Genomic DNA, 16,776 nt, shown 5'->3' on the forward strand with positions numbered 1-16,776 from the left:
GGTGATCAGGCGGCGCTGAACGACCGCGCGAGCAGGGGACGGGTGGCCATGGTGCTCGCCCAGACGACCCCGATGCCGGCAGCGACCACCAGGGCGATGGTCAGGAGCGAGTCGGGTGAGGTGATGAGCGCGATCCCGAGCAGCGGGAACACCATCGCTCCTGCGCACAGCGCCGAGCCGACGGCGGTGATCAGAAGCGGCGACATGATGGCGCGTCTGCGCGCCCGGTCCACGGTCGCCAGCGGCGTCCCCAGGTGGTGGAGGCTGCGGTGAAGCTCACGCTGATCGAGGATGTCGGAGGCCTGATTCACGCCGACGGATGCCGCCACCATGAGGAAGGTCGCGACGAGGGTGATCACGAGGCCGGTGCGCATGTCGACCGCCAGCATCACGTCGGCTGCCGCTGCGCCCTCTGCGCCCATCACGTTCATCAGCGCGACCCCGGTGCCGGCGAACACCGCCATGAAGCTCGCCATCGAGATTCCGCTCACCTGACGCCACGCCGCCTTCGGTGAGTCGAGCACGATCCGCGCGGCGAGCATCCGGTCGGGCAGCTCGGCGCGTCGCAGCCGACGGGCAGCGGTGACCTTCAGCACCCAGGGACCGATGAGGTTCAGCACCGCGAGGACAGCGCCGAACATTCCGGCGAGCACCACGATCGTCACGATGTAGCCGCCGAGCGATGGGAAGAATCGCATCATCGCGACCGCGATCAGCAGCACCGAGAGGGCGAGTACCCAGCGGATCCAGTGGGCACCTGTCGGGGTGGCGCGGGTGCGCACCCCCAGCGGCGAGATGATGACTTGGCGGAGACCGATGGCAGCGCTCACCGCAGCGAGCACGAGCACGCCGCCGAAGACCGCGAGGATCAGGTGCGGCGCGAGCATGACCGCCGTGACGCCGAGCTGCTCTCCCCGGAAAGGTATGAGGCCGACGAGAGGGCTGAGGGCGAGGTGCCCGAGCACGCCGGCGGTCGCGCCGACGCCGGCCACGAGAACCGACTCGATGACGGTTGCTGTGGCGACGCCCGCGGGGGAGACGCCGAGCAGCCTCAGGGTCGAGAGCCGCTCGTCCCTGCGGCGAGCCGACAGGCGGGCCGCTGCACCCCCCAGGCTCATCAGGGGAACGACGAGAAGCACGAGCGCGGTGGCGGCCAGCCCGTGGTAGATGGGCGCCTCGGGGTCGTTCCATCCCCAGAAGGATTGTGCGCCGCCGATGACCGTCAGCACCAGCGCCGTCACGACGCCGAAGGCGACGATCGGAAGCGCCAGCACGGTTCCCTGACCCGGCGCCGGCCGCAGCAGGAGTCCGAGGACGCGCGCGTTCATGCGGCCACCGCCGATGCGACGATTCGGCCGTCCCGGACGGCGATGGTGCGAGTGCACCGGACAGCCACCTCCTGGTCGTGGGTGACGACGATGAGCGTGCGTCCCTGGCCCGTGGTCGACCAGAGCAGCGCATCCATGACCTCGTTGGAGGTGAGTGAATCGAGCGCGCCGGTCGGCTCGTCCGCGAACACCAGCTCCGCACCGGTGGCCTGCGCGCGCGCGATCGCCACCCGTTGGGCCTGCCCACCGGACAGCTCTCCGATCCGACGATCCTCCATCCCGGCAAGGCCCAGGGCCGCGAGCCAGGAGGCTGCGTGCTGCACGGCATCCGAGCGCTTCACGCCGTTGATCATTGACGCCAGCGCGACGTTCTCCACAGCGGTGAGTTCCGGGATCAGCAGGCCCTGCTGGAAGACGAAGCCGAATCGCTCTCTGCGCAGCCGGGAGCGTGCGGTCTCGCCGAGGGCCGATACCTCGGTCTCTGCTCCGCCGGCCGGACGGAAGACGACGCTGCCGGAATCCGGCGAGATGATGCCCGCGAGCACGTGCAGAAGCGTCGTCTTGCCCGACCCGGACGCACCCATGATGGCGACGGACTCGCCGCGATGGACCGCGAGGTCGACTCCCGCGAGAGCGCGAGTCGACCCGAACGCCTTGGTGAGCGCGTGGGCCTGGATGACGGGCGGGTTCGTGGAGGGGGATTCGATCATGCCTCCAGCCTCGCCGGAGGCGGGCAGGGGATCGTCGGTCCCGCGGATGAAGGTGCGGACCGGACGTCATCCTGCAGGATGACATCCGGTCCGCCGCGGGAGGCCCGTCAGAGCGCCTTCTGCCAGGCGCCGGCGTAGGAGACGGCGACGAACCCGATCGCCTCGTTGATGTCGAGCATCGGACGGTTCTCTTCCGCGTTGAAGGTCGAGACGCGTGGGGAATCCGGAGTCAGTTCGCGCCACCGGAGCAGATTCGCGCACTTCACGATCGTGCCGAGACGGTGGCCGCGATGCTCGTTGAGCACCAGAGTGCCGAACTGGTGCGTCACGCCGGCACGGTCAGGGCCGATCAGCAGCTCGTTGTACGCCACGATACGACCGGACGGGACGTGCTCGACCGCGGCCACGGAGACCATCTGACCACCCCCGGTGAGCTGACGATCGCGGCGAACGACGCGCTCGGCATCCCACTTCTCCTCGTCGATCTCGAGGTCGCCGCTGGGCGCGTCCGTCGAAAGCCGCGAGAGCACCGCGGCGTATCCGTCGCGGAGCTCGGGCGGCGTGGGCAGCAACCAGGCGATGGTGCGATAGTCGTCGCCCGCCGCGCGCTGCGCATCGGCGAGGGCGCGCCGAAGCGGCTCGGGGTCGCGACGGAGGTCGAGTTCGCTGTTGCGCTCGACCTGCTCCAAGGACAGGCCACTGTCGAGATAGAACTCCGACAGCGGGTTGGCCGGGATGCGCCCCCAACCGGTGACCGGAATCAGCATCCGATCGGACTCGATCGCCCTGTGGAGCGTCCAGGTCTGCAGGATGCTCCGGCCCCGTGCACGTGCTTCGTTCTCGGCGTAAGACAGCAGAGCCTGCTCGACGCCTCGGCCCCAGTGCTCAGCCGCGACGAGGAGGTCGAACACAGCGGTGCGCGCGCCCTCCTCCTGGGGGAAGTCGATGGTGACCATGCCGACGGGTACTCCGTCGCGTCGTGCCACGAAGCCCGTGTGCAGGGTGTCCGCGGTCTCGAGCCATGCTGGCAGCATCTCGGCAGCACTCGGTGCGAGCTCGGGAATGCCGGCCTCTTCATCGCAGATCCGCCTGTTCAGCTCGGCGTAGGCCAGGAATTCGCCGGCATCGTCGGCGTCGAGTGCGGCCGGAACGTGCAGGGGGGTGATCGTCAGGGTCGCGGTGGTCATGTGAGTACTTTCTTCCAGGCGCCTTCGTAGGCGATCGGCGCGTAACCGATGGATTCGTTGATGGAGAGCATCGGCCGGTTCTCCTCGGCGTTGTAGGTGACGACACGGGCGCTGTCGGGGAATCGGCGGTGCCAGGACAGCAGGGCCTCGGTCTTGACCAGCATCCCGAGTCGATGACCGCGATGATCCGACAGCACGAGGGTGTCCTCCTGGTCGGTCGTCGCGGTCGGGTCCGACCCGATGGCGAGCTCGTTGAATGCGCACAGCTCGCCGGTTGCGATGTGTTCGGCGGCGGTGACCTGCACGGCGTGGCCCATCTGGCGGTAGCGATCGTCATGCCGGGCGACGCGCTCGGCGTCCCACTGCTCCTCGGCGAACTCCATCCCGGCGCTCGGGATGTCGGTGGACATGCGCGACTTCATCCAGGCGTATCCGGCGACGCGCTCCGGCGGTGTCGGCAGCATCCATCGCACGACCCGATATCCGTCGGCGTGCGACTGCGCCTCGTCTCGGAGATCGCGAAGCCGTGCCAGCGCCGCATCGTCGAAGACGAACTCACTCACACGCACGACCTGTTCGAGTCGGTGGCCCTGCGCGAGGAGGAAGCGCGCGATGTGATCATGGGGGACGCTGCCGAACCCGTTCGGCGCTGCGAGCGTGGCACCCGACGAGTGAGGCTGTTCCGCCCAGAGCTGCACGACGGATCGTCCGAGCGCGCGGACCTCTGTCTCCAGCACGGCGGCGATGGCCTGACCGAGACCGTGGCCCCAGTGTTCGCGCAGAAGCGCGATCGTCCAGTACACGGTGCGGGAACCGTCGTCCTGCGGCACGTTGAGTGCGACGCATCCGATGGTCTCGCCTGCGCGCCTGACCGACCACTGACGGCGGATCGCGTCCGCGTCGCTGCGCAGCATCGGCAGCAGCTCGCCGGGTGTGCGGGCGTCGTCGTCACGCCCGGTGGTCTCGATGATCGTCCGGTTTCGGACATCCGCATACTCGCGGAACGCTCCGGCGTCCGCTGCATCCGCCCGTGCCGGAAGCACGAGCGGATGCAGGGTCGCACCGTCGCGGAGAGCAATGCTCATCATGGATCCTTCGCGTCAGCGCAGCTGACGCTGCAGGTCGTAGGTGAGCAGTGCCTGAGTCTCGCCGGGTGTGAGGGCCCCGTGTCCGAAGAGCACCGGGGCTTGTCCGTCGAGAGAACTCACTCGCCGACGTGACCGGCCGTGACGCTGCTGCGCACGCAGCAGAAGCCACAGGCCGAGGCGGAGTGAGAGCCGATCCGCGAGCGCGAGTTCGCGCCGGTCGGATGGGACGGTGATCGAGAGGACCGTCTGGTCCTGCGTATCGGGCGGGTGGGCGGTGCTGCGGGGCAGCGTGAGCGTGTTCACGAGTGTCTCTTTCGGAGTCGTCGGTGTGCAGATGACGTGCGGAAGGCACGGATGCGCATGAAGCGCGAGCGGATCGCAGGATGCGGGTGGCGCTGAGGGCGCCGGGAACGGAGACGCGGGACGCGTCGGTGGAGCTCAGAGGAGCTGATCGGTGATCAGGAGACCTGCCGATGGCGGGAGCGATGCGGCGGAGACCGCCCGCGAAGGGCGGGAGTCCTCGCGCCGGACTGCTAAGCGACCGCGTCGAGACGGAAGCTGGAGCCGGTTACCGAGAAGACGGTGAGGCGCGCGTGGGCGCGATACGCGATGGGGCCTGTGGCCTGCGTACGAACTGTCATGGTAATCATCGGTAACCTCCTTTCACAGCGATCCGAGCAGTCACGCTAGCGAAGGTCTGGTGTGTTCGTCAAGCATCGATCGGCGAGTCCGGTACCGTGAAGTCGTGATCCGACCTCGAACCGCGGTGCCCCCATGCATCTGAAGAGCCTGACGCTCAAGGGATTCAAGTCGTTCGCACAACCGACCAGCTTCGTCTTCGAGCCCGGTGTCACGTGCATCGTCGGTCCGAACGGATCGGGCAAGTCCAATGTCGTCGATGCGCTCGCCTGGGTGATGGGGGAGCAGGGGGCGAAGACGTTGCGCGGCGGCAAGATGGAGGACGTCATCTTCGCCGGCACGTCGACACGCGGGCCACTCGGCCGGGCCGAGGTGCAGCTCACGATCGACAACAGCGACGGTGCGCTGCCGATCGAATACGCCGAGGTGACGATCAGCCGCACCCTCTTTCGCAACGGGTCCAGCGAGTACGCGATCAACGGTGAGAACTGCCGGCTGCTCGACGTGCAGGAACTCCTGAGCGATTCCGGACTCGGGCGCGAGATGCACGTCATCGTCGGCCAGGGGCGGCTCGACACCGTGCTGCAGGCGTCTCCCGAGGACCGTCGCGGATTCATCGAAGAAGCGGCGGGCATCCTCAAGCACCGGCGGCGCAAGGAGAAGACGCTCCGCAAGCTCGATGCGATGGAAGCGAATCTCACGCGGCTCAGCGACCTCGCCGGGGAGATCAGGCGTCAGCTCAAACCGCTGGGGCGCCAGGCGGAGATCGCACGGGAGGCGCAGACCATCGCCGCCGTGGTCAGGGACGCGAAAGCGCGGCTGTACGCCGACGATGTGGTGGCGTTGCGAACGGCCCTGGCAGATCACACCCGCACCGAGAACGAGCGACATACCGAGCGTCTCGTGCTGTCGGATCAGGCGGAGGTGGTGCGGGCGAGCATCGCCCGCCTCGAGCAGGACCAGAATTCCGTCGCCGTCGATCAGGCGCGAAGCGTCGCCTTCGGCCTCGAGCAGGTGCAGGAGCGGATGCGCGGACTGTTCACCCTCGCCAATCAGCGCCTCGCTCTGCTCGGTTCCGAGGAGGACGATGCGGCGGTCACGGCCGTCACCGTGACGCAGAGCACCATCGACGATGCCAAGGCTGAGATCATCGAGATCTCCGCCGGCCTCGGCGATGCGCAGGATGCGGCTGCCGCGGCGAGCCGGGAGGTGATGAACGCCAGAGCAGAACTCGACACTCTCGATGTGGACATCGCCGAGCAGAGCGCCCTCGTCTCGGAGTACGACATGCGTCTGAGTACGCTCCGGGGCACGGCGGATGCCGCAGCGTCAGCACTCGCTGCCGTGCGAGGCGCGGTGCTGCGGCAGCAGAACGCACTCGACGCCGCGGACAGCCGCCGACGGGAGGCCGCCGATGCACTCGAGAGCATCGAGGACGCGGAGGCCCCCGAGGGTACCGCCGCGGAGCATGCGGCGGCGTATGAGAGCGCCCAGCGGGCAGCGACGGCCGCCGAAGCGGAACGCGAGACGCTGCGGGAGCGCCTGCATGCCGCCGAACGTGAAGTCGATGCACTCACCGCGAAGGCCGCAGCTCTCGGGAGCGCCCTGGCGATCTCCGGTGGTGCGGCCGAGCTCGTCGAGGCCCGTCGACCCGGCGTGCGCGGGCTCGTCGGCGACGCCGTGCAGGTGCGGCCGGGGTTCGAGGCCGCGGTGGCGGCGGTGCTCGGACCGCTGGCTGAGGGGGTGCTCGTGGAGACGGCATCCGACGCATTCGACCTCGCCGTAGAGGCGAGGGGCGTGGTGGACTTCGTGGTCGCAGATGCCGCGCGTCCGGATATCTCGCTGCCGCGACCGGCAGGGGTCACCGCCGCCGTCGACACCGTCACCGCACCCGACGGCGTACTGGGAGTTCTGTCGCACGTGCTCATCGCCGACGATCTCGACACCGCGCGTGCGGCGCGCCTCGCCCTCGACGCCGCGCGCGACGACACCACGACCATCGTGACGGTGGCGGGCGACGTCATCACGGCGCAGACGCTGCGAACCGGATCCGGCGGTGAGCGCTCACGGCTGGAACTCGCGGCCGAGCGTGATGCGGCCACCGAGCGCCTCGCCGAGGTGCAGGTCGTCGTCGATTCGCTGCGCGAAGCTCGCGAGGACGCGAACGAGGCGGTCGAGACCACCAGGCGCAACGCCAAAGACGCCCTGCGCGCACTCCGCGAGCATGATGCGGCTCTTGCCAGCCACGCCGAGCAGGTCAACCGGATCACGGTGCGTCATGAGGCCGCCGTGGCCGAGTGCGAGCGGCTCGAGTCAGGACTGGCGCAGGCTCAGGCGGCCGTCGCGGACGCCGAACGCAAGGCGGAGCAGGCGAAAGCCGAGCTCGACGACGCGATTGCAGCCCCGAGGCCGGTGCTCGACGCGTCCGCGCGCGACGGGCTGCTCGAGGCGCTCGAGGTCGCCAGGGAGGGAGAGGTTCGCGCGAGGCTCGAGATCGAGACGCTCCGGGAACGGGTGCGCGCCGCCCAGGCGCGCGTCGTGACTCTCGAACGGCAGCGCGAGCAGGAACGAGAGGCCGCGGCAGAGGCCGCGCGACGCGCGGTGATCCGCCGTGCTCAGCGTGAAGCCGCGGCGGGTGTGACCCAGGAGCTGCCGAGGATCCTCGACTCGCTGGACCGCTCCGTGACGGAGGCTCGTGTGGCTCTCGCCGAGGCGGAGTCAGCGCGTTCGGCCCAGAACGAGGAACTCACCGCGTTGCGTTCGCAGGAGACATCGCTGAGGGAACGGCTGGCGGGCCTCACGGAGAGTGTCCATGGGCTGGAGCTGCAGATCCACGAGAAGAAACTGCACTTGACGAGCCTGCTCGATCGGGTGGCATCCGAGCTCGCCCTCGACGAGGACATTCTCGTGGCGGAATACGGACCCGATCAGTTGGTGCCTCGCGACCCCCACACGGCTGCTGCCGACGGCGAGAGAGGCGCGGAAGACACCGCGATCCCGTTCGACCGGCGCATCCAGGAGCGGCGGCTCGCAGAGGCGGAGCGCAAGCTCGCGCAGCTCGGGCGCGTGAACCCGCTCGCGCTGGAGGAGTTCGCGGCTCTCGAGCAGCGGCATGCGTTCCTCACCGAACAGCTCGCCGATCTCACCCAGACCCGGCAGGATCTGCTCACGATCATTGCCGACCTCGACGAGCGGATGCAGACGATCTTCGCCGACGCGTTCGAGGACACCAGACGAGCCTTCGGCGAGGTCTTCCCGCTGCTCTTCCCCGGCGGTGCCGGCAGCATCTCTCTCACCGACCCCGACAACATGCTGACCACAGGGATCGACGTCGCCGTCCGGCCGGTGGGCAAGAAGATCGAACGGCTCTCGCTGCTCTCGGGTGGCGAACGATCCCTCGCCGCCGTGGCTCTCCTGGTCGCCATCTTCAAGGCCCGGCCGAGCCCGTTCTACATTCTCGACGAGGTCGAAGCCGCCCTCGACGATGCGAACCTCGGTCGATTGCTGACGGTGTTTGAGCAGCTGAGAGAGAGTTCGCAGCTGCTCATCATCACCCACCAGAAGCGCACCATGGAGATCGCCGACGCTCTGTACGGCGTCTCGATGCGGCAGGACGGCGTCTCGGCGGTGGTCGGCCAACGCGTCGGTGATCGCGCCGCGGCCAGCTGAACCGCGCGCGCACGTCGGGTGGCGCGACGAGCCTGCATCGCGGGGCATCGGGCGGCACGTAGGCTGGTGCCATGGCGGAGAAGTCCTGGTCCCTCGGCCGCGCGCTGCGCGGCATGTTCGTCAAGCCCACCATCGACGAGACGACGTGGGAGGACCTCGAGACGGCGCTGATCACCGCTGACTTCGGACCCGACATCAGCGAGCGCGTCGTGGAGGAGCTGCGGGCGAAGGTCGACCGGTATCGCACGACCGATCCCAAAGACCTCCAGCGGATGCTGCGCGAGACGCTCGAGGAGCATTTCGCGAAGTTCGACACGACGCTGAAGCTCACCGAGCGCCCGGCGGTCGTTCTCGTCGTCGGGGTGAACGGCGTGGGCAAGACGACGACGATCGGGAAGTTCACGAAGTTCCTGCGCGGTTATCAGCGCAGCGTCGTCGTCGGTGCGGCGGACACCTTCCGCGCGGCCGCCGTCGACCAGCTCGCCACCTGGGCGCAGCGGGGCGGGGCGGCCATCGTCCGCCCCCAGCAGGAGGGGCAGGATCCGGCATCCGTCGCCTATCAGACCATCGAATACGCGCAGCGCGAGGGCATCGAGATCGCGATCATCGACACGGCGGGACGCCTTCACACCAAGGGTGGACTGATGGACGAGCTGTCCAAGATCCGCCGTGTCATCGAGAAGCAGGCGCCCATCAGCGAGGTGCTGCTGGTTCTGGACGCGACGACGGGTCAGAACGGCGTGATGCAGGCGCAGGCCTTCCTCGAGCACGCCGGGGTGACAGGACTCGTGCTCACCAAGCTCGACGGGTCCGCAAAAGGCGGCTTCGTGCTGGCCGTGCAGGAGCGCACCGGCATCCCCGTGAAGCTGCTCGGGCAGGGTGAGGGGATCGACGATCTCACCGGTTTCACCCCGCACGTTTTCGTGTCCAACCTCGTCGGATGACGACAGGGCTATCGCGCCCCTCGAAAGGCTGGTTTCATAGCGTTATGGCGATCGAACACGACTACTTCGGGCTCCTGTCGTCGGGCCCCGACGGCTCGATCTTCTGGTCGGAGACCGTGGAGCTCGGTGACCAGTCGGTCACGGTCGACCTCACCGCCCCGGATCAGGATGACGTCTCTCCTGACGCGCTCGATATCGCCGCATCACTCATCGCCGGCTTGGAGAGCGTGGATGCCACCGCGCGTCGCGGCATGCTCTCCGAAGTCGACGATCGCACCAGCGAGGTGACCGAGTACATCCTGCAGCAGCAGGAGGTCTACGGTGATGACCTGCCCGAGGTCCTCGTCGACGTCTCGGGCGACCCGGCCGTCGACATCATCCGGTCGCTGCGGCTCATGAGCATGACGATCCTCGCCGACGAGCACGGCGGCTCGGAGCCGTTCGCCGTCCTCGAGTACGCGCTCGACGCCGACTCCACCGACGACGTCCTGCTGGTGAACCTGGGATCCGACGGCAGCGTGCAGTCGGTGATGAGCGCCGACTGACCCGGGTCAGACCGCCTGCGCGAAACCGAGGTCAGCGCCCTCAGCGATATGAGCGAGGTGAGCAGGGATCGGACGCCCCTTCGACGCCATCGACTGCGCCCACAGGCGTCCCGCCCGGTACGACGAACGAACCAGCGGGCCGGCGAGGACGCCGAGGAATCCGATCCGCTCGGCCTCTTCCTTGAACTCGACGAACTCGGCGGGCTTGACCCAGCGCGCGACGGGAAGGTGCCGCGGCGTCGGGCGAAGGTACTGCGTGATGGTGATGATGTCGCAGCCGGCCTCGTGCAGGTCGTTGAGCGCCTGGATGACCTCTTCCGGCTCCTCGCCCATGCCGAGGATGAGGTTCGACTTGGTGATGAGCCCCGCCTGATGCCCCTGCGTGATCACGCTCAGTGAACGCTCGTAGGTGAACGCCGGGCGGATCCGCTTGAAGATGCGCGGAACGGTCTCGACGTTGTGCGCGAACACCTCGGGTCGCGCGTCGAAGATCTGACCGAGGAACGCAGGGTCGGCGTTGTGCTCGTTGGCGAGCAGCTCGACGCCGGTGTTGGGGTTGAGTTCGTGGATCTTGCGCACCGTCTCAGCGTTGAGCCAGGCGCCCGTGTCAGGCAGGTCGTCGCGCGCGACGCTCGTGACCGTGGCGTAGCGCAGATTCATACGGGCCACGCTCTCGGCGACGCGGCGCGGTTCGTCGATGTCGTACGCGTCCGGCTTGCCGGTGTCGATCTGGCAGAAGTCGCAGCGTCTCGTGCACTGCGATCCACCGATGAGGAATGTCGCCTCGCGGTCCTCCCAGCACTCGAAGATGTTGGGACACCCCGCCTCCTGGCACACCGTGTGCAGATCCTCGCTCTTGACGAGTGAGTGAAGCGCCGTGTACTCCGGTCCCATCTTGGCCTTCGTCTTGATCCACTCGGGTTTGCGCTCGATGGGGGTCTCGGCGTTGCGAACCTCGAGGCGCAGGAGCCTGCGTCCTTCGGGAGCAGCGGTCATGCGGGAACTCCTCTGTATTCGGCGGACGCGTACTCATCGGTGAAAGCGTCGATGACGCCGGCCAGGATGTCGGTGGGGCCGATGTCAGCGCCGATGATCTCGCTGACGGTCGTGACTCCGGCATCCGTGATCCCGCACGGGATGATGCCGCGGAATCCGGCGAGAGAGTTGTTGCAGTTGATCGCGAAGCCGTGCATGGTCACGCCCTGCTGCACGCGCACGCCGATCGCGGCGACCTTGTCTTCGGAGAGCGGGCGCCGCACCCACACGCCGCTGCGCCCCTCGACCTGATAGCCGTCGACGCCCAATGGCTGAAGCACCTCGATGAGCACTCGTTCGAGTCGGCGCACATGGGCGACGACGTCCATCGGCTCGGGGAGACGCACGATGGGATATCCCACCAGCTGACCGGGCCCGTGCCAGGTGATCTTGCCGCCGCGGTCGACATCGATCACCGGCGTGCCGTCGTGCGGGCGCTCCTGAGGCTCGGTGCGCTTGCCTGCCGTGTAGACGGCCTCGTGCTCGAGAAGGATCAGCGTGTCGGCGCGTGTGCCCGCGACCACGTCGGCGTGTACGCGTCGCTGAAGGCCCCAGCCGTCGCCGTACGGGACGAACTGCGGCGCGAGGCCGGCGTTGAGGATGTCGAGCATGCTCGGGAGCCCGCTTTCATCGATTAGTTGGATGCAGTCTAACAATACATCTCGCAGTCCGAGGTCGTGCGGAGCGCGCCGCGCGGTAGCGTGAAGGGATGGTCGGAGAATCGCGCGCGGGACGCCCCAAAGTGTCATCGAGGGAGACGTTGGCGGAGGCCGCCTGCGAACTGTTCCTCGAGCGGGGCTACGATGCGACCTCAGTCGCGGACATCACGCAACGCGCCGGGGTGAGCCGCTCGAGCTTCTTCAACTACTTCTCCTCGAAGAGCGATGTGCTCTGGTCCGGACTGGACGAGCGCATCGGCCGGGCGATCGACGCTCTGGCCGCACTCGGGACGGAGGCGGCAGGCGACGACGTCCGCGGCATCCTGCTCCTGATCGTCCGTGACTTCACCCCGGATGCTCTCGCCCTGGCGCTGCGCAACGCGGCTGCGATGGGGCTCGAGGGGGAGTTGGTGCGAGACACGGGGCTGCGCCACGCCCGCCTGTCCTCGGCTGTCGCAGAGGCCGCGCGCGCGTCCGGTATCGATGTGATCCGCGCCGACATCCTCGGGGCGGCGCACGCGGCCGCCGTGCTGTCGTCGCTGCGGGTCTGGGCGGAGCAGGGGGCGGGGCAGGTTTCCGTGGAATCCGTGCTGCGCGACGCCCTCGGCACGATCCACGATCTTCCCTGGGCGATCTGAGCTCGGTCGCCACCAGCGCGCGGGAGCAGCTGCGAGCAGCGCTGAGCGTGGAGGCTCCGCTCGCGTAAGATTGTGGGCACCATGGCTACCTTTGGCACGCTCTCCGATCGGCTCACCGAGACCTTCCGCAATCTGCGCACGAAGGGAAAGCTCACCGCCGCCGACGTCGACGGCACGGTGCGCGAGATCCGCCGGGCCCTGCTCGACGCCGACGTCGCCCTCGTCGTGGTGAAGGAGTTCACCGCGAAGGTGCGCGAGCGCGCCCTCGGTGACGAGGTGAACAAGGCGCTCAATCCCGCGCAGCAGGTCGTGCAGATCGTCAACGAGGAGCTCGTCAAGATCCTCGGCGGCGAGCAGCGCCGACTGCGGTTCGCCAAGACAGCCCCGACGGTCATCATGCTCGCCGGTCTTCAGGGATCGGGAAAGACGACGTTCGCCGGCAAGCTCGCCAAGCAGCTCGAGGGGGAGGGGCACACCCCTCTTCTCGTCGCCGCCGACCTGCAGCGACCCAACGCCGTCAACCAGCTTCAGGTGGTCGCAGAGCAGGCGGGTGCCACCGTCTTCGCCCCGGAGCCCGGCAACGGCGTCGGCGACCCGGTCAAGGTCTCGCGAGACGGCGTCGAGCACGCGCGTCGCCAGCAGCACGACGTAGTGATCATCGACACCGCGGGGCGCCTCGGCGTCGACGCCGAACTGATGAAGCAGGCGGCCGACATCCGCAAGGCCGTCGATCCGGACGAGGTCCTGTTCGTCATCGACGCGATGATCGGTCAGGATGCCGTCAACACGGCCAAGGCGTTCCAGGAGGGCGTCGACTTCACCGGTGTCGTCCTCTCCAAGCTCGACGGCGACGCACGTGGTGGCGCGGCACTGTCGGTGGCCTCCGTCACCGGCCGACCGATCATCTTCGCGTCGACCGGCGAGCGTCTCGAGGACCTCGAGCCCTTCCACCCCGACCGCATGGCGAGCCGCATCCTCGACCTCGGCGACATCCTCACCCTCATCGAGCAGGCGCAGCAGGCGTTCGATGAGGAAGAGGCCACGAAGATGGCCGAGAAGCTCGCGACCGAGGCCTTCACACTCGAGGACTTCCTCGACCAGCTTCAGCAGATGAAGAAGATGGGGTCGATGAAGAAGATGCTCGGGATGCTTCCCGGCATGGGGCAGATGAAGCAGCAGCTCGAGGACTTCGACGACCGCGAGATCGACCGCACCGAAGCGATCATCCGCTCGATGACGCCGTCGGAGCGGCGGAACCCGAAACTGCTCAACGGATCGCGTCGACTGCGCATCGCCCGCGGATCGGGCATGACGGTCACCGACGTCAACCAGCTGGTGCAGCGCTTCGAGCAGGCGGCGAAGATGATGAAGACGGTCGCCCGTGGCGGCACGCCGAACATCCCCGGCATGGGACCCGTCCCTGGCATGGGACGCCCCGGTGCGTCGACGAAGCGCAGCAAGGGCAAGAAGGGCAAGTCCTCCGGCGCCTCCCGTTCCGGCAACCCCGCGAAGAGGGCCGCCGAGAACGCCGGCCTCGCCACGTCGGGCCAGCCCACGGGCTCGGGATTCGGTCTGGGCGGACAGAAGGCACCGACGGAGGCCGACCTCGCCGAGCTCCAGAAGCTCTTCGGCAAGGGCTGATCTCCCGAGCCCAGCGCGGAACACAGGCTCCGTCGCGGTGCTTGCCAATGATGTTTTCTGACGCGACGACGGTGTCGCGCACGGCGGCCGATCGATCTGCCGGAGTTGCGGTACCGTGGGGCGGCTGCGAGTTCGGGCCCGAGAATTCCTCCTGCCGACGATCGCTGAGAGAGAGCATGGCGTGGGATTCCTGAAATTCGGAAAGAAGAAGTCGGCGCAAGAATTCGACCCCGACCTCGACGACCTGACGATCGAGGAAGCGGATCTCGTCCGTCGGTTGTTCGCAGAACTGTGGCCGGCGTCCGAGGGCGTCATCACGCTGCATGGGGAGTACGCGCTGAGCTCTTCCGGAACTCAATTCGGGCTGTACAACTTGTCACGTGCGGTGAAGCTCGAACCACAGCAGAACTGGTCACAGGTCGTCGAGCGGCACATCTCGGGGCTTCTGAGCCGCAGCTCCGCAACCAAGGACGAAGACCTGTCCGACGAAGAGGTCCTGGCGCTCGTGAAAGCACGCCTCATTCCGAGCACGTACCTGCCCCAGGGTCACCGCGGCGCGTTCACGTATCGGCGGACGATCGCCAACGGTCTCGAGGCCATTCTCATGCTCGACTATCCGGAGACCACCACCGCCATTCCTGATGCGATCGTGAGCCGGTTCGATGCAGGCCACCTCTGGGAGACGGCGATCGCCGCCGTATCGGCCGAGCCGCTCGGAGAGATCCAGACGGTGGATGTCGGATCCGGTCCTTTCGCCATCGCGATCACCGATTCGTTGTTCATGGCGAGCCGAGTTCTCGATCTCCCCGCACTCTTGACCCGAGCAGGGATGCCGTCGGCGACGCATGGAGTGCTCTTCGCGGTGCCCTCGCGTCATCACCTGGCCTTCCACGTCGTGGAGAGTCCGGGCGCGATCCACATCGCCCGTGACATGTCCCTGTTCGCTCAGAGTGCCTTCGGTCAGGGTGTCGGCGAAATCTCGCCGGACGTCTTCTACTGGAGTGATGCCGGCTACGAACAGGTCACGTCGCTGGACATCGACGGCAGACTCAACGTCGACGGCACCGGCGCCTTCTTCTCTGCCGTCAATGCCTTCTGAAAATCCTCGCGAGGAATGAGAACGGGCCCGGGGGAATCCCCCGGGCCCGCATTCACCTCGTCAGATCACTTCACGTCCTCGTCGACCCAGTCCATCGACTTGGTGACGGCCTTGCGCCACAACCGCAGCTGGCGGTCGCGCTCGGCGTCGTCCATCGACGGCTCCCAACGGCGATCCTCCTGCCAGTTGGCGGACAGGTCGTCGAGGCCGCCCCAGAAGCCGACCGCGAGACCCGCAGCGTACGCGGCACCCAGCGCGGTCGTCTCCGCGACGACCGGTCGGACCACGGGAACCCCGAGGACATCGGCCTGGAACTGCATGAGCGCGTCGTTGGCGACCATACCGCCGTCGACCTTGAGCTCCGTGAGATCCACGCCTGCATCCGCGTTCACCGCGTCGAGCACGTCGCGTGTCTGGAAGGCGACGGCCTCGAGGGCCGCGCGCGCGAGGTGGTTCTTGTTCGCGTAGCGGGTGAGGCCGACGATCGCGCCACGGGCGTCTGGGCGCCAGTAGGGTGCGAACAGACCCGAGAACGCCGGGACGATGTAGACCCCACCGTTGTCCTCGACCTGCTCGGCCAGCTTCTCGACCTCGGGGGCCGAGCCGATGATGCCGAGCTGGTCGCGGAGCCATTGGATGAGCGACCCGGTGACGGCGATGGAACCCTCGAGGGCGTAGTGCGTCGGACCGTCGCCGAGCTTGTAGCCCACGGTCGTGAGCAGCCCGTTCTTCGAGCGGACGATCTCCTCGCCCGTGTTGAAGATCAGGAAGCAGCCGGTTCCGTAGGTGTTCTTGCTTTCACCCGTGTTGAACGCCGCCTGACCGAACGTCGCCGCCTGCTGGTCGCCGAGGATGCCGGCGATCGGCGTCTCGCGCAGCAGAGAGGAGCTCTCCGCCTTGCCGTAGACCTCGGAGGACGAGCGGATCTCCGGCATCATCGAGCGCGGCACGCCGAACGCCTCGAGGATGTCGTCGCGCCACTCCAGCGTCTCGAGGTCCATGAACATCGTGCGAGACGCGTTGGTCACGTCGGTGGCGTGGATGCCGCCGTCGACGCCGCCGGTGAGGTTCCACAGCACCCAGCAGTCGGTGGTGCCGAACAGCAGATCGCCGGCCTCGGCCTTCTCGCGCGCGCCGTCGACGTTCTCGAGGATCCACGTGATCTTCGTTCCCGAGAAGTACGTCGCCAGCGGCAGGCCGACGACGTCCTTGAAGCGGTCGCCTCCGCCGTCCGCAGAGAGACGGTCGACGATCTCCTGCGTGCGGGTGTCCTGCCAGACGATCGCGTTGTACACCGGCTTTCCGGTGGTCTTGTCCCAGACCACCGCGGTCTCGCGCTGGTTGGTGATCCCGACGGCGGCGATGTCGTGGCGGGTGAGATCGGCACGGCTCAGCGCCAGTCCGATCACCTCCTGCACGTTGCGCCAGATCTCGGCGGGATCGTGCTCGACCCAGCCGGCTCTCGGCAGGATCTGCTCGTGCTCCTTCTGCCCGGACTCGACGATGCTGCCCTTCTTGTCGAAGATGATCGCGCGACTGGACGTCGTTCCCTGATCGATGGCGATGATGTAGTCAGCCATGGTGGTTCTCCTTT

Annotated in this window: 14 protein-coding genes; 6 read left to right on the top strand and 8 right to left on the bottom strand. The window is 67.7% G+C overall.

Annotated elements, in window-relative coordinates:
• Positions 1-5: 5 nt before the first annotated feature.
• The 5 genes from RIN18_RS01055 to RIN18_RS01075 all read right to left on the bottom strand — a co-directional run bounded on the left by RIN18_RS01055 (position 6) and on the right by RIN18_RS01075 (position 4,616).
• The gene (locus RIN18_RS01055; protein WP_309102077.1) at positions 6-1,328 is read right to left on the bottom strand and encodes an FtsX-like permease family protein; all 1,323 of its coding nucleotides are present in this window, start codon (positions 1,326-1,328) and stop codon (positions 6-8) included.
• Entirely contained in the window at positions 1,325-2,038 is a 714-nt protein-coding gene (locus RIN18_RS01060; RefSeq protein ID WP_309102078.1) for an ABC transporter ATP-binding protein, read from the bottom strand. The genes RIN18_RS01055 and RIN18_RS01060 overlap by 4 nt, the downstream gene beginning before the upstream one ends.
• A 107-nt stretch (positions 2,039-2,145) precedes the next feature.
• A complete protein-coding gene (locus RIN18_RS01065) occupies positions 2,146-3,225 on the bottom strand; it encodes a GNAT family N-acetyltransferase (protein ID WP_309102079.1) in 1,080 nt (359 codons plus the stop codon).
• Positions 3,222-4,310 (bottom strand): GNAT family N-acetyltransferase, encoded by a 1,089-nt coding sequence (locus RIN18_RS01070; protein ID WP_309102080.1) that lies wholly within the window; start codon positions 4,308-4,310, stop codon positions 3,222-3,224. The genes RIN18_RS01065 and RIN18_RS01070 overlap by 4 nt, the downstream gene beginning before the upstream one ends.
• Positions 4,311-4,325: 15 nt before the next feature.
• Positions 4,326-4,616, bottom strand: a complete 291-nt coding sequence (locus tag RIN18_RS01075; RefSeq protein ID WP_309102081.1) for a hypothetical protein — start codon at positions 4,614-4,616, stop codon at positions 4,326-4,328.
• A 471-nt stretch (positions 4,617-5,087) separates the two neighbouring features.
• Here RIN18_RS01075 and smc point away from each other — a divergent pair, with 471 nt between their 5' ends.
• The 3 genes from smc to RIN18_RS01090 all read left to right on the top strand — a co-directional run bounded on the left by smc (position 5,088) and on the right by RIN18_RS01090 (position 10,110).
• Positions 5,088-8,621 (top strand): chromosome segregation protein SMC, encoded by a 3,534-nt coding sequence (gene smc, locus RIN18_RS01080; RefSeq protein WP_309102082.1) that lies wholly within the window; start codon positions 5,088-5,090, stop codon positions 8,619-8,621.
• A gap of 71 nt (positions 8,622-8,692) precedes the next feature.
• Positions 8,693-9,565, top strand: a complete 873-nt coding sequence (ftsY, locus tag RIN18_RS01085; RefSeq protein WP_309102083.1) for a signal recognition particle-docking protein FtsY — start codon at positions 8,693-8,695, stop codon at positions 9,563-9,565.
• Positions 9,566-9,609: 44 nt separating this feature from the next.
• Positions 9,610-10,110: a DUF2004 domain-containing protein gene (locus RIN18_RS01090; RefSeq protein ID WP_309102084.1), complete on the top strand. Its 501-nt coding sequence runs from the start codon at positions 9,610-9,612 to the stop codon at positions 10,108-10,110.
• Between the two features lie 6 nt (positions 10,111-10,116).
• On the opposite strand, the gene lipA is transcribed toward RIN18_RS01090, so the two are convergent.
• Together lipA and lipB are read right to left on the bottom strand one after the other, a co-directional pair.
• Positions 10,117-11,106: a lipoyl synthase gene (lipA, locus tag RIN18_RS01095; protein ID WP_309102085.1), complete on the bottom strand. Its 990-nt coding sequence runs from the start codon at positions 11,104-11,106 to the stop codon at positions 10,117-10,119.
• Complete coding sequence (gene lipB, locus RIN18_RS01100; protein WP_309102086.1) at positions 11,103-11,756, bottom strand: lipoyl(octanoyl) transferase LipB; 654 nt, start codon at positions 11,754-11,756, stop codon at positions 11,103-11,105. The genes lipA and lipB overlap by 4 nt, the downstream gene beginning before the upstream one ends.
• Positions 11,757-11,854: 98 nt before the next feature.
• Between lipB and RIN18_RS01105 the strand changes: the two genes are divergently transcribed.
• The 3 genes from RIN18_RS01105 to RIN18_RS01115 all read left to right on the top strand — a co-directional run bounded on the left by RIN18_RS01105 (position 11,855) and on the right by RIN18_RS01115 (position 15,182).
• A complete protein-coding gene (locus RIN18_RS01105; protein WP_309102087.1) occupies positions 11,855-12,442 on the top strand; it encodes a TetR/AcrR family transcriptional regulator in 588 nt (195 codons plus the stop codon).
• A gap of 81 nt (positions 12,443-12,523) precedes the next feature.
• Positions 12,524-14,083 (top strand): signal recognition particle protein, encoded by a 1,560-nt coding sequence (gene ffh / locus RIN18_RS01110; RefSeq protein ID WP_309102088.1) that lies wholly within the window; start codon positions 12,524-12,526, stop codon positions 14,081-14,083.
• A 181-nt stretch (positions 14,084-14,264) separates the two neighbouring features.
• Positions 14,265-15,182, top strand: a complete 918-nt coding sequence (locus RIN18_RS01115; protein ID WP_309102089.1) for a hypothetical protein — start codon at positions 14,265-14,267, stop codon at positions 15,180-15,182.
• A gap of 65 nt (positions 15,183-15,247) precedes the next feature.
• Here the strand turns inward: RIN18_RS01115 and glpK are convergent, their stop codons facing one another.
• Positions 15,248-16,762 carry a glycerol kinase GlpK gene (glpK, locus tag RIN18_RS01120; protein WP_309102090.1) on the bottom strand — a complete coding sequence of 505 codons (1,515 nt, stop codon included), beginning with the start codon at positions 16,760-16,762 and terminating at the stop codon, positions 15,248-15,250.
• Between the last annotated feature and the right edge of the window lie 14 nt (positions 16,763-16,776).

This window comes from Microbacterium sp., assembly GCF_031179285.1.
GTDB lineage: Bacteria > Actinomycetota > Actinomycetes > Actinomycetales > Microbacteriaceae > Microbacterium.